We start from the raw sequence: 12,364 nt of genomic DNA on the forward strand, positions 1-12,364 counted from the left end.
CCATGGCAACACCTGAAAAAGAACGCATACTGACTTTAAACAGTAAAAAAGTAACGCTGACAAATCAGTCAAAGCTGTACTGGCCGGACGAAAAAATTACCAAAGGGCAGTTGATTGATTATTACCTGTCGATATCGAAATATATTTTACCGCATCTGAAAGACCGTCCTTTATCGCTGCATCGCTTCCCCAATGGCATCGATGGGCCTTCTTTTTATCAGAAAGACCTGGACCTGACGCAAACCCCCTCCTGGATTAAGAGTGTACCGTTGCTGGCCGATTCTACCGGTAAAAATGTGGATTACCTGGTGTGTAATAACGAAGCTACGCTGGCATATATGGTAAATCTGGGCTGCATAGAAATAAACCCATGGCTGTCCAGGGTGAACACCCTTGACAATCCGGATTTTATCATACTGGACCTCGATCCTGAAAATATTGATTTCAAATATGTGGTGGAAACTGCACTGCATATTAAGGCTATGCTCGATAATTTCAGTATCACTTCCTTCTGTAAAACTTCCGGCTCTACTGGTTTACATATTTATATCCCAACGGGAACGGCTAAAGTGAGTTACGACAGTAGCCGTTTGTTTGCGGAATATATTGCACGGCATGTTAATGAGGAGTTGCCTAAAAGCACCAGCGTAGTCAGGGCAAAGGCTGCCAGGAATAAAAAAGTATACATTGATTTTTTACAGAACAGCCGTGGTCAAACGGTAGCGGCTCCTTATTCCGTTCGTCCCAAACCTGGTGCCACCGTATCTATGCCGTTATTATGGAAAGAAGTGACAGAGAAATTAAGCATCAGTGATTTTGAGATATTCAACTCTCTGACACGTATAAACGAAAAGGGTGACCTGTGGCAGGATATCAGGAGTGTAAAGAATGATTTGCGTAAAGCCATTAAGGAAATAGAAAGCCAGGTAAAGGTATAACTTCAAAAAACGACCTTATCCAACGAGCCATAGGAACTATTATCTTTGCAGGGCTATGTCTAAAGGCCACATTTTAATTATCGATGATGAGGACCAGCTCCGGAAGCTTTTAAGCCGCCTGCTGGCCCTCGAAGGATATACCCTTCATGAAGCCTCCAATATAAGGGCTGCCATGAAGATCCTGGAAAAGGAAGAAATACATGTTATTCTTTCTGATGTAAAGCTACCGGATGGTAATGGGGTAGAACTAGTGGGCAATATACGCACCAGGTACCCCGAAATTGAGACGATTGTACTCACGGCATATGGTAACATCGCCGATGGGGTACAGGCCATTAAAAACGGCGCATTTGACTATATTACAAAAGGAGATGATAACAACCGTATCCTGCCGCTGGTGAGTAAGGCGATGGATAAAGCTCATCTCCAGGTCCGCATCCGTGATCTCGAAAAGAAAATTGGTGGAAAGTACCAGTTTGATAATATTCTGGGAGAATCTCCCGAAATACGTGCTGCCATTGCTTTGGCCGAAAAAGTAGCGCCATCGGATATGACAGTGTTGTTATTAGGGGAAACCGGTGCCGGAAAGGAAGTGTTTGCCCAGGCCATTCACCAGGGCAGCCAGCGCCGGCAGCAACCATTTGTGGCAGTGAATTGCAGCGCCTTTGGCAAAGAAATACTGGAAAGCGAATTATTCGGACATGTGGCAGGCGCCTTCACCGGCGCAGTAAAAGATAAAAAGGGCTTTTTCGAAGAAGCCCGTGGAGGCACCATCTTCCTGGATGAAATAGGAGAGATGGCCATAGAGCTACAGGCCAAGATGCTGCGGGTACTGGAAACACAGGAGTTCTATAAAGTAGGGGAGTCCAAACCCACTAAAACAGATGTTCGCATTATTGCCGCTACTAACCGGCTGCTGGAACAGGAAATTGCCGCAGGGCATTTTCGGGCCGATCTGTACTATCGCCTGTCTGCTTTCCAGATATCGTTGCCTTCCCTGAATGAACGTCGCAAAGATATTCCCCTGCTGGCGGCCTGGTTTCTGCAACAGATAGCACCCAAAATGAATAAACGGATTACCGGCATGACCCCGGCTTTCCTGCAGGCGTTGCAGCAACACAGCTGGAAAGGAAACATCCGTGAACTACGTAATGTAATTGAAAGAGCCGCCATTCTAACGGATACGGATATATTGGATACACCGGTATTACCGCTGGATTTTCAGCAGGGAGGCGCCGAAGAACATTCATCATTACGACTGGCAGATATGGAAAAGAAGCATATTATCCGGGTACTGGCACATGCCAAAGGAAATAAAACAAAGGCGGCAGAGCTGATGGAGATCGGTCTAACCACCCTTTATAATAAAATTAAGGAATACAATATCATCACGTCATAGTAACCAGCCCAACAACAGGCACGCCAGTACGATAAAGGGAGAAGGCACCCTTGTAAGGCATAACAATGCCAGCGTACTGGCCATAATCAGCAGGTTATACCAGTTGATGGGTATCACAAAAAAGAGGATCATCGTAGCTGCCCACATAATTCCCACCACTACAGCATTGATGCCTTCCAACGCACGATATATCACCACATATTTCTTCAGGTTATTCCAGATAGGGAAGAAGAATAATACCAATAATAAGCTGGGTAAAAAAATAGCGATAGGCGCCAGTATACAGCCCAGAAACTGGTAGCCCATGCCCAGGTTACGCATAGCCATACCGCCTACATAGGCGGAAATGGAAAAGGTAGGACCAGGAAGTGCCCGCATAATACCGGCCCCGGTGAGCAATTCTTCTGCAGAAAGGTATTGCGATTTTGCGCGCGTAACATACTGTTCCAGCATCATGGCGATGAGGATATCGCCGCCGCCAAATACAAGGCTGCCGAATCGGTAAAAGTTCTCAAATAAGTTAAAAGGCCGCCTGGTGATCCATTCATGGGAACGGGCCAGCTCAGAAAAGATACCTGCGAGGATAAACAGGGATACAAATAACCAGATATTTCCCCACTGTATCTTCCGGGGCTTTTCAGCTACGCCGGGAATACGTTTGTTACTGAAATTGGACACGATGCCCCCAAGGATAATCAGGGCAGGAAATGTCCAGGGTGATTTAAGATAAAAGGCAGTAAACATAGATACCACCATGATGGCAAAGGTGGCCACATTGTTAATACTGATACGAAAAGCACGGATACCTCCATAGGCCAGAAAGCCTACCGCCATCGGCTGTACATATTTGAATATGTCTGTATTCAGTGCATTCCTGCCGAAATACTGTAGTAAGAAACTCAGCGAACCCATAATCAGGCAGGCCGGCGTTATCCATATCAACAGGGTAATGATGGCCAGTATGGCACCACCCCGTTTATAGCCTATTAAGGTAAGGGTTTGGGAAGATGACGCCCCCGGTAGTAACTGGCAGAAAGCATTGTACTCCATCAGTTCCTGTTCGGTTACGTCCTTACGTTGCTGTACAAATGTTTTCATCATCATGGCCAGGTGGCCTTGCGGCCCTCCGTAGGCGGTGATGCTATGTAATAGCACAGCTTTTAAGAAAGGAATATGACGTAGAAGCACAGTGAATTTAAGTGAATTCCGATTGGACGAATTTATAAGGTAATCAAATATCCGGACAAAATACAACCATGTTGCTAATATTGAGCATCCCCTGAATTAATAAAGGCACAATACTTGTAATATCGGTATCCGTTATAACGAATATGGCCTTTTGTCCGTTGTGATCAGTTTTGTTACTAGATAGGTTAATCACCCACCAACATCGAAGAATGTTCGGATCTAAAGAATAACCATATTGAGAAAACCATTAAGGAATGACTTGCTTATACGCAGGATATTTGTAAAGTCCCGGAGACGTTAGTTTCCCGGGACTTCGCTATTTTTAGCCTATTTCTTTAACCCTATTTCACGTAAACGCTCATCCAGGTATTCACCGGCTGTAACTGGCTCATAAGCCAGCGGATTCGCTGCAGTTATACAGCTGTCCAGACAATCCAGTTTCACATTTGATTTGGGGTGCAGAAAGAAAGGGATGGAATAACGGGAAGTATTCCACTTTTCGCGGGGAGGGTTCACCACCCGGTGAGTAGTCGATTTCAGGCGGTTATTGGTTAAGCGTTGCAGCATATCCCCAACATTTACCACAATTTGTTCCGGCAGGGAAGTAACCGGTACCCAGTTGTCCTGCTTGTCCAGGATCTGTAAACCGTCTGCAGAGGCGCCTACCAGTAAGGTAATCAGATTGATGTCTTCATGTTGTTCAGCCCTGATAGCGGATTTAGGCTCCTGTGTAATAGGAGGATAGTGGATCGCTCTCAGGATAGAATTACCATTGTGTATTTTATCGTCAAAATAGTTTTCGTCTAAACCCAGGAACAGGGCAATTGCCTGCAACAGGTATTTCCCCGATTGTTCAAACCCACGATATGCTTTGAAAAAAGTAGGCGTAAATTCAGGCACTTCTGCCACCTGCACATTTTCCGGATATTCAGCACTGATAGGATCATTATCTTCCACTGTTTGTCCGAACTGGAAAAACTCTTTCAGATCTGGTGCATCATAGCCTTTGGCGTGTTCTTTTCCAAAAGAGGTATAGCCACGCTGACCGGCCAGTTCCGGAATCTCGTATAAATGTTTGGTGTCAAAAGGAAGCTTAAAAAATTGTTGTACATAATTGTAGAGGTCTGCAATCAGCTCGTCAGGAATCCCATGATTCTTTACCGCTACAAAACCAACTTCTTCATAAGCCTTACCTAACTGCTGCACAAAGGCAGCTTTTCGTCCTGCATCTCCGGAAGTGAAGTCTGCAAGATCCACTGAGGGGATAGAGTGGGTTGTTGCCATATCTTGAATTGTTGTTTTGGAGCGATAAAGGTAGGGAAAAATAGCGAGCCAGCTTGATTCAGCAGTTAGCCATTAGCTTTTAGCTTTTAGCAAATGCAGCGAAGAACATCATCTATATGTTTATCACCGCTGCATTTGCTAAAAGCTAAAAGCTAATGGCTAACTGCTGAATCAAGCTGGCTCGCTATTTAAAGTACTGTTCCTCAGCAGGGGTGATATCCACCATAGCATAGCGGTCTACCTGGCTGATCAGCATCTCATCCATGATATCCACCACATTTTTGTAGTTCGAACTTTTATCTGCTTTGATCAGCACCATCAAATCATTTTTATGAAAAGCCTGGAGTACAGCATTCTTTTTATCAATGATAATGTCACGGATGCCTGCATGATTTGAATAGCTACTATAGTGCACCTGTGGGGGGATGGCAGGGTCATTGCCTATACCTTCATACCAGGCAATACGATTGTCGGGACCCAGTATTACGGTGAGCGCTTTTTTTGCGGGCAATGACATAGAATCGCCGTCATCTTTCGGCATAAAAAGGTCCATGGTTTTAGGCTGCGCCATGGTGGTGGTTAACATGAAAAAAGTAATGAGCAAAAAGCCCAGATCCACCATGGGCGTCATGTCTACGCGGGTAGATTTTTTATTACTATGGGTGCCACGGCTACCGCTTTTTTCAGAAGTATTTATTTCAGCCATCATTAACGGTTTAGGTTAAACGAAAAGTGGTTGAAAGCGCTTTCAGATATTAGATGCAGCCGTGAAGAGATTCCATACGCGAATTTTTGTCTTGATCAGGATTATACTGATTTAGATGATTATCCCGATATTGTTTTTCCGGATTAAAAAAAGATTAGCGAAGATCGATGTGGATATCCGCATTAATCTTCGCTAATCTTTTTAATCTTATAAAATCCCAAAAAAATATCGGGATAATCATCTAAATCAGTATAATCCTGATCAAGGCAAAAATCGTTTAAAACTCAGCACTCTTCGGTGTTCTCGGGAATGCAATCACATCGCGGATATTCGTCATGCCGGTAACGAACAGCATCAGGCGTTCAAAACCAAGGCCGAATCCGGCGTGTGGTGCAGTACCATAACGGCGGGTATCCAGGTACCAGCTTAATTCATCTGCCGGCACGTGCATTTCCCCCATACGTTTTACCAGTTTGTCGTAGTCTTCTTCACGTTGGGAACCACCCACCATTTCGCCAATGCCCGGGAACAGGATATCCATTGCCCTTACGGTTTTGCCGTCATCATTGAGCTTCATGTAGAAAGACTTGATTTCTTTAGGATAGTCGGTTAAGATCACCGGTTTCTTAAAGTGTTTTTCTACCAGGTAGCGTTCGTGTTCGCTCTGCAGATCAGCGCCCCAGTCTTCAATCAGGTACTGGAACTTTTTGTTTTTATTATGCTTGCTGTTCTTTAGAATGTCGATGGCTTCTGTATAGGTAATACGTACAAACTCGTTGTGCAGTACAAACTCCAGTTTTTCTATGAGTCCCATTTCACTGCGTTCGAGCTGTGGTTTCTGTTTATCTTCTTCTACGAGGCGGCTGGCCAGGAAGTCGAGGTCATCGCGGTTGTTATCCAATACATATCCTATCACAGATTTAATGAATGCTTCCGCCAGATCCATATTGTCTTCCAGTTCATAGAAGGCCATTTCCGGTTCAATCATCCAGAACTCAGCCAGGTGGCGGGCTGTATTGGAATTTTCTGCACGGAAAGTGGGGCCGAAAGTGTAAATATCTCCGAAAGCCATCGCTCCCAGTTCTCCTTCCAGCTGTCCGGAAACCGTTAGGTTAGTGGATTTTCCAAAGAAATCTTCTTTGTAATCAATCTCGCCATTCTCTGTCCGTGGCGGGTTTTTCATGTCCAGCGTGGTTACGCGGAACATTTCGCCCGCACCTTCTGCATCAGATGCAGTAATAATAGGTGTATGCAGATACACAAATCCACGCTCATTAAAGAAGCGGTGTACGGCAAATGCAAGGGCATGACGTACGCGGAAAATGGCGCCGAATGTATTGGTACGGAAACGCAGATGTGCTATTTCACGCAGGTATTCCAGGCTGGGCTTGTTTTTCAGCTGTAATGGATATTTTTCCGGATCACAGTCGCCCAGTATTTCCAGGGTAACCGCCTTCAGTTCTACTTTCTGGCCTTTACCCAGGGATGGAATAATTTCGCCGGTAGCGCTGATAGCTGCTCCCGTGGTGATGCGCTTCAGCAGTGCTGCATCTGTATTTTCGGTATTGATAACTATTTGTAAATTATTATTGGTAGAGCCATCGTTCAACGCTATAAACTGATTGTTGCGGAATGAACGCACCCAACCTTTAACCGTTACTTCGTAATGCGCCTTGTCGTCTGACAAGATTTGCTTGACTTTCACCCTTTGGCTCATAATATATTATATTTTAGGACTGCAAAAATAAGCGGAAAACTTCATAGTATATAGTCCGGGGTCCCGCCTTTTTCCGTGGCAGGTATGCCAATGAAATGTTAAAAATGGCTGGATAGGTTGGTCAGAATCAATAGAAACAGGGTTTTGAGCGTCCCGCTGACAGTCTTTTACAGCCCGGGGAAGACTGTATTACAGGCCGCTTTGGGGCAATTCAGCCCTAAATATTTTTGGATAATAGTAAAACTTGTTTTAATCTTGCGGTATATTCTGCCTGATTAAGTTCATTTTCACATCTTCATCAGCAGTTCCTAAACTCAATCATTCCCTATCAAATTTAATAAGCTAATTAAATTTATTGACTCAAAAACAATTATTTGTAATTGGTGTATGTTGGTATGCAGTGGTACCCGCCTCACAACACTTCTAAAATTTGACAACACAGATGATGTACGACATCTTACAACTGAACGACATGCTCGTTCCTGAGCTGCTTGATATTGCAGAGAAACTGGACGTTCCCAACGCAAAAAAACTGAACAAACAGGACCTTATCTACAAAATTCTTGATAAACAAGCAGTATTAGCCTCAGAAGATAACCAAGCCAACGGAGACGAAAAAAAAGCACGTAAACGCAAACCTGTAAAGAAAGAAGACGGTAACCACGGTGCTGAAGAACCTGCTCACGCTGAAGAAAAACCAGCTGCTAAAAAACCAGCTGCCAAAAAAACTACCGGTACTAAATCAAAAGATCATGATGCGGATGAAACCCCGGTGAATACTAATTCTGCAAAACCTAAGATTAAAGATTTTGAGATAGACCTGGACAGCATTCCTTCCCTCACCTTCGATGATGATGATGATATCATCATCCCTTCTTTTACAGAAGATGAAGAAGCAGAGGAGGAAGAAGAAGTGGTAACAATACCTGCCGCAGAGGAAGATGAACAGGACGATGATGATTTTGTAGTGCCCGGAGAAATTCCAATTGCACCTGCAGCGCAGAAGAACCGCTACCCAAGCAAGAAAGAACCAGTTTTTAATATAGAATTTGATGGTGTAATAGTAAGTGAAGGCGTACTGGAAATGATGCCCGATGGCTACGGTTTCCTCCGCTCTTCCGATTATAACTACCTCAGTTCACCGGATGATATTTATGTATCTCCTTCCCAGATAAAACTCTTTGGTCTTAAAACCGGTGATACCGTGAAAGGCTCTGTACGTCCACCTAAAGAAGGAGAGAAGTACTTTGCTTTATTGAAGGTAGAAACCATCAATAACAAATCACCGGAAGAAGTACGCGACCGTGTACCTTTCGACTACCTGACCCCACTGTTTCCTTTTGAGAAACTGCGATTAACTACTACTTCCAATAACTACTCTACGCGTATCATGGATATGTTTACGCCTATCGGTAAAGGACAGCGTGGACTGATTGTTGCGCAACCTAAGGTGGGTAAAACCATGTTACTGAAAGAAGTAGCAAATGCGATTGCCACTAACCATCCTGAAATTTACCTGATGGTAGTATTGATAGATGAGCGTCCGGAAGAGGTAACAGATATGGAACGTAGCGTAAAGGCAGAAGTAATTGCTTCTACTTTCGATGAACCAGCTGAAAAACATGTGAAAGTATCTGCTATCGCACTGCAAAAAGCAAAACGCCTGGTAGAATGTGGTCATGATGTTGTAATCCTGCTGGATTCCATTACCCGTTTGGCAAGAGCTCACAATACCGTGGCACCGGCTTCCGGTAAAGTATTGAGTGGTGGTGTGGAAGCAAATGCGATGCAGAAACCTAAACAGTTCTTTGGTGCGGCCCGTAAAATTGAACATGGTGGTTCATTAACCATCCTGGCTACCGCATTGATTGATACCGGTTCTAAAATGGATGAAGTTATCTTTGAAGAATTCAAAGGTACCGGTAACATGGAACTGTTGCTGGATCGTAAACTGGCTAACAAACGTATCTTCCCGGCTATCGATGTTTCTGCATCGTCTACCCGCCGTGATGATCTGTTGCTGGATAAAGATTCTCTCAAACGTATCCACATCCTGCGTAACCACCTCGGTGATATGAACACAGATGAGTCTATGCACTTCATGCTGCAACATATGCGCGGAACAAAAAACAACGAAGAATTCCTGATCTCTATGAACAGCTAGGATCGGTTAAATATTATAAAATAAGAAATCCCGCTATTTAGCGGGATTTCTTATTTTATAATATTTAACCGGATACCTTAAAACTGCTTATAGGTAACAGTCAATATGCCGCAGTCTACTGGTACAAGAACATCTAAGTCTTTATGCCCTGGATAAGAAAGTGCAGGTAAGTCTGCATTGATAACTTTGGAGAACCCCATTGAGGTGGTTATTTCTATAATACCATTAACTCCGGTGGAAGAGGAGGGATAATCAATACGAATGCTCATCTGGTAATATCCAACAGTAATGATATCGGGATAATTAAATGATCCAATTTCCGTGCGTGCAGTAAATAATAACGGAGAACTGGGCCCTCCCGTGAGAAGGACCGAACTGATATACGCCCGGCCAAACATGTTGTTATTTAGCGTTAAAACAGCTCCACATCTTTTGGCGGGAATATAATTTTTGTGTGTAGCGGAATTTTCTTTTACAGACGCAATTGAGCAGAAAAAGGATACGCAGAGAAATACAATTAAACAAAGTGATTTTTTCATAGATTTTCAGGATAAGTTACTTAAACAAAAAAACAATTGTACTCCGATAAAGGAATACAATTGCCTGATGTAATTATTTTACGCAATTCATATTCGAAGCAATTAGAATATCCAGTTAACTCCCAGAGAGAATTCTTTAGGGAAGTTAAAGTCAAATTTGCTAGTGTTTGCTTTAGCACCGTTTGCTTCCAGTTTAGTTTGGTCGTAGCCATAGCTTAAACCACCAAATGCTCCTTCAACCATGAAGTGTTTGGTAACAAAGTAAGTGATACCGGGAAGTACATTCACTTTAAAACCGTTAACAGTGCTGATTTTGTTGTCATTAATTTTTGTATTACCAAAATGGTAACCAGCGTTGGCTTCTGCGAAGAATGCAAATTTGCTCTGACCAATCATGTGGTAGTTACGAACAAATATACCTGGGGTGATATCCAGTGTTTTGGTTTTAACACCTTCAAAAGTTTTATCGGAACCAAATTTTGATTCTGCAAAAATACCGATTACCCAATTGGAGTTCAATGCCACACCTACTTTAGGGCTGATACCAAATTTAGTATCTGTTTCTTTTTTGTCAGTGTCTTTTGCTTTTGTGTTAGTGGTAGAAACATTCAGATTACCGCCTAAAATTACATCGCCTTTCGAAAACTGAGCCTTTGCTACTTGTGTGCCGAACAGTGCTACTGCGGCCAATACAATCAACTTTTTCATCTGTCGTTAAATTTAAATATTCATTAAAACTATTCCTGTGTTATTGATTCTTCTACATACGTTCTAGCAATCCAGGTTGATGTTTGGTCGATATCTTAGTCCATTAAAGAAAATGGTCAATACTTGTTTTTCACGTGCCATGAAGCATTTCAGCGCGTTCCGGTCGTGAGGATCAAAGCCTGCCGCCTGCCACTTGCACCATATTACCCATAAACCGAATAATACATTTACCAGTAGCTGCGCGGTTAGTTCCGTATCCGTGTCTTTGTGGAGTTCTCCGCTTTCTATCCCTTTGGAAATAGTAGCTGAGAGAAAAGCAATTTCTACCTGCTGCAATAACTCAATGGTTTGCCGCATCAGGCTGGAAGGAACATCTTTAATCCATTCGTTTACACCAAACAGAAAGTGATATTCCAGCAGCATCTTCTCTTTTAACTCCAGGTAACGGTCCATGATAGCGGTGGTAGACGGTGCTTCTTCTACATATGCAGACATATCCAGGAAGCATTCGGCTATCATACACTCCACTACCGCTACGTATATGGATTCTTTATCCGAAAAATAATAATACAAAGAGCCTTTTGAAATCTCCAGATCCCTGGCGATTTCCTCCATGGTAGTTTTAGACAAGCCAAACCGCTTGAAGCGCTTTAATGCCGCTTCCAGAATCATAGTTCGTTTCTGGTCCTGTTCTGCCATAAAGTATCATGCTAACAAAATCTGACTGTTTGACTATTTTGTTTTGCGGGTCAAATGTACAACCAAAAGTAATTCCACCAAATTTTTTTGTTAAGAAATTGTTACGTACCCTTCGCGCAAAAGATTAAAAAGGAGGAAATGGAAAGGAAATACGCGTCTTAATAAAAAACGCAGGCATAAACATTAAATAAATCGAAAGCAGGACCCCGGAAAATTTGAAAATGTATAATTACCGGGAAAGGGTACACGTAGTTCCCTGTTTTATTTATGATTCATTTTGAGTAACAAATCACGTTGTCTTCTTTCCGTAATATCCAGTACTATACCGCTTTTCAGCACTACTTTGCCGGCAGCAGCATCCAGGTGACTGATATTGGAAATCTGAATCATCTGGCTATTATTGATCTGGTAGAAACGAAGAGAGCCGAAAAGATCCGCATAGTACCGGAATGACTGTACGGCAGTAATGAGTAGCCCGGTGTTTAAACGGAACAGGCAATTTTCGGCCATTGCTTCCAGGTATTCGATGGCAGGAATATTTATAGTGTAAGCTTCTCCGTTAGTTGCCGGTATAAGCAGCTTCCAGGCTACCGGCTTGCTATGATTGAAATTTTCAAGGAGTACATCATAGCGGTCTTTTTTGCTGCCGGAGTTAATACGTGCTGTTACCAGTGCAACTGCCTGTAATAAACTTTCCTTATCTATCGGTTTTAATATTAGTTCCACATCACTGAAACGGATCACGTGCAGGAATTTTTTTTCAAATGCGGTAACAAACACCGCTTCAAAAGGAATGTCGGGCATGGTACCCGCCAATACATCAAACCCGGTGCCATCAGGCATTTCAAGGTCCAGGAATACCAGCTCCGGCCGGTGCGTTTTTATTTTTTCAATTCCATCTGTACAGTCCGAGGCCGTACCGGCAATGGTGATCTCCGGACAATATTTTTCCAGCATTAACGCAATAATATCCCGGCTGTTTCGCTCGTCGTCTATAATAATAGCCTTTATCATAAAATAAC

Annotated in this window: 11 protein-coding genes; 3 read left to right on the forward strand and 8 right to left on the reverse strand. The window is 43.1% G+C overall.

The window, feature by feature from the left end:
* The first annotated feature begins 2 nt into the window (after nucleotides 1-2).
* Both ligD and AB4Z08_RS31300 read left to right on the forward strand, forming a co-directional pair.
* Nucleotides 3-938 (forward strand): non-homologous end-joining DNA ligase, encoded by a 936-nt coding sequence (ligD, locus tag AB4Z08_RS31295; protein ID WP_441577724.1) that lies wholly within the window; start codon nucleotides 3-5, stop codon nucleotides 936-938.
* Between the two features lie 55 nt (nucleotides 939-993).
* Nucleotides 994-2,337 carry a sigma-54-dependent transcriptional regulator gene (locus AB4Z08_RS31300; RefSeq protein ID WP_441577725.1) on the forward strand — a complete coding sequence of 448 codons (1,344 nt, stop codon included), beginning with the start codon at nucleotides 994-996 and terminating at the stop codon, nucleotides 2,335-2,337.
* On the opposite strand, the gene chrA is transcribed toward AB4Z08_RS31300, so the two are convergent.
* The 4 genes from chrA to asnS form a co-directional block, all read right to left on the reverse strand.
* Nucleotides 2,332-3,525 carry a chromate efflux transporter gene (chrA, locus tag AB4Z08_RS31305; protein WP_441577726.1) on the reverse strand — a complete coding sequence of 398 codons (1,194 nt, stop codon included), beginning with the start codon at nucleotides 3,523-3,525 and terminating at the stop codon, nucleotides 2,332-2,334. The genes AB4Z08_RS31300 and chrA overlap by 6 nt on opposite strands.
* Nucleotides 3,526-3,852: 327 nt before the next feature.
* The gene (locus tag AB4Z08_RS31310; protein WP_441577727.1) at nucleotides 3,853-4,809 is read right to left on the reverse strand and encodes an isopenicillin N synthase family dioxygenase; all 957 of its coding nucleotides are present in this window, start codon (nucleotides 4,807-4,809) and stop codon (nucleotides 3,853-3,855) included.
* Nucleotides 4,810-4,993: 184 nt separating this feature from the next.
* Nucleotides 4,994-5,515: an ExbD/TolR family protein gene (locus tag AB4Z08_RS31315; RefSeq protein WP_441577728.1), complete on the reverse strand. Its 522-nt coding sequence runs from the start codon at nucleotides 5,513-5,515 to the stop codon at nucleotides 4,994-4,996.
* A 277-nt stretch (nucleotides 5,516-5,792) separates the two neighbouring features.
* A complete protein-coding gene (gene asnS, locus AB4Z08_RS31320) occupies nucleotides 5,793-7,232 on the reverse strand; it encodes an asparagine--tRNA ligase (RefSeq protein WP_441577729.1) in 1,440 nt (479 codons plus the stop codon).
* A 445-nt stretch (nucleotides 7,233-7,677) separates the two neighbouring features.
* Between asnS and rho the strand changes: the two genes are divergently transcribed.
* Nucleotides 7,678-9,396, forward strand: a complete 1,719-nt coding sequence (gene rho / locus AB4Z08_RS31325) for a transcription termination factor Rho (protein ID WP_441577803.1) — start codon at nucleotides 7,678-7,680, stop codon at nucleotides 9,394-9,396.
* 77 nt (nucleotides 9,397-9,473) lie between these two features.
* Here rho and AB4Z08_RS31330 read toward each other — a convergent pair whose 3' ends face one another.
* From AB4Z08_RS31330 to AB4Z08_RS31345, 4 genes are all read right to left on the reverse strand, one after another.
* On the reverse strand, nucleotides 9,474-9,935 hold the full coding sequence (locus tag AB4Z08_RS31330; RefSeq protein ID WP_441577730.1) for a hypothetical protein: 462 nt from the start codon (nucleotides 9,933-9,935) through the stop codon (nucleotides 9,474-9,476).
* A 102-nt stretch (nucleotides 9,936-10,037) separates the two neighbouring features.
* On the reverse strand, nucleotides 10,038-10,643 hold the full coding sequence (locus AB4Z08_RS31335; RefSeq protein WP_441577731.1) for an outer membrane beta-barrel protein: 606 nt from the start codon (nucleotides 10,641-10,643) through the stop codon (nucleotides 10,038-10,040).
* A 63-nt stretch (nucleotides 10,644-10,706) separates the two neighbouring features.
* Nucleotides 10,707-11,342 carry a TetR/AcrR family transcriptional regulator gene (locus AB4Z08_RS31340; protein WP_441577732.1) on the reverse strand — a complete coding sequence of 212 codons (636 nt, stop codon included), beginning with the start codon at nucleotides 11,340-11,342 and terminating at the stop codon, nucleotides 10,707-10,709.
* 261 nt (nucleotides 11,343-11,603) lie between these two features.
* A complete protein-coding gene (locus AB4Z08_RS31345; RefSeq protein ID WP_441577733.1) occupies nucleotides 11,604-12,356 on the reverse strand; it encodes a LytR/AlgR family response regulator transcription factor in 753 nt (250 codons plus the stop codon).
* Between the last annotated feature and the right edge of the window lie 8 nt (nucleotides 12,357-12,364).

Origin of the sequence: Chitinophaga sp. RAB17, from assembly GCF_052114225.1 — a bacterium.
GTDB lineage: Bacteria > Bacteroidota > Bacteroidia > Chitinophagales > Chitinophagaceae > Chitinophaga.

What these genes read in the sequence shown, in the direction of transcription:
- ligD (WP_441577724.1), top strand. Translation starts at nt 3, where the DNA reads ATGGCAACACCTGAAAAAGAACGCATACTGACTTTAAACAGTAAAAAA.
- AB4Z08_RS31300 (WP_441577725.1), top strand. Translation starts at nt 994, where the DNA reads ATGTCTAAAGGCCACATTTTAATTATCGATGATGAGGACCAGCTCCGG.
- AB4Z08_RS31310 (WP_441577727.1), bottom strand. Translation starts at nt 4,809, where the DNA reads ATGGCAACAACCCACTCTATCCCCTCAGTGGATCTTGCAGACTTCACT.
- AB4Z08_RS31315 (WP_441577728.1), bottom strand. Translation starts at nt 5,515, where the DNA reads ATGGCTGAAATAAATACTTCTGAAAAAAGCGGTAGCCGTGGCACCCAT.
- asnS (WP_441577729.1), bottom strand. Translation starts at nt 7,232, where the DNA reads ATGAGCCAAAGGGTGAAAGTCAAGCAAATCTTGTCAGACGACAAGGCG.
- rho (WP_441577803.1), top strand. Translation starts at nt 7,678, where the DNA reads ATGTACGACATCTTACAACTGAACGACATGCTCGTTCCTGAGCTGCTT.
- AB4Z08_RS31330 (WP_441577730.1), bottom strand. Translation starts at nt 9,935, where the DNA reads ATGAAAAAATCACTTTGTTTAATTGTATTTCTCTGCGTATCCTTTTTC.
- AB4Z08_RS31335 (WP_441577731.1), bottom strand. Translation starts at nt 10,643, where the DNA reads ATGAAAAAGTTGATTGTATTGGCCGCAGTAGCACTGTTCGGCACACAA.
- AB4Z08_RS31340 (WP_441577732.1), bottom strand. Translation starts at nt 11,342, where the DNA reads ATGGCAGAACAGGACCAGAAACGAACTATGATTCTGGAAGCGGCATTA.
- AB4Z08_RS31345 (WP_441577733.1), bottom strand. Translation starts at nt 12,356, where the DNA reads ATGATAAAGGCTATTATTATAGACGACGAGCGAAACAGCCGGGATATT.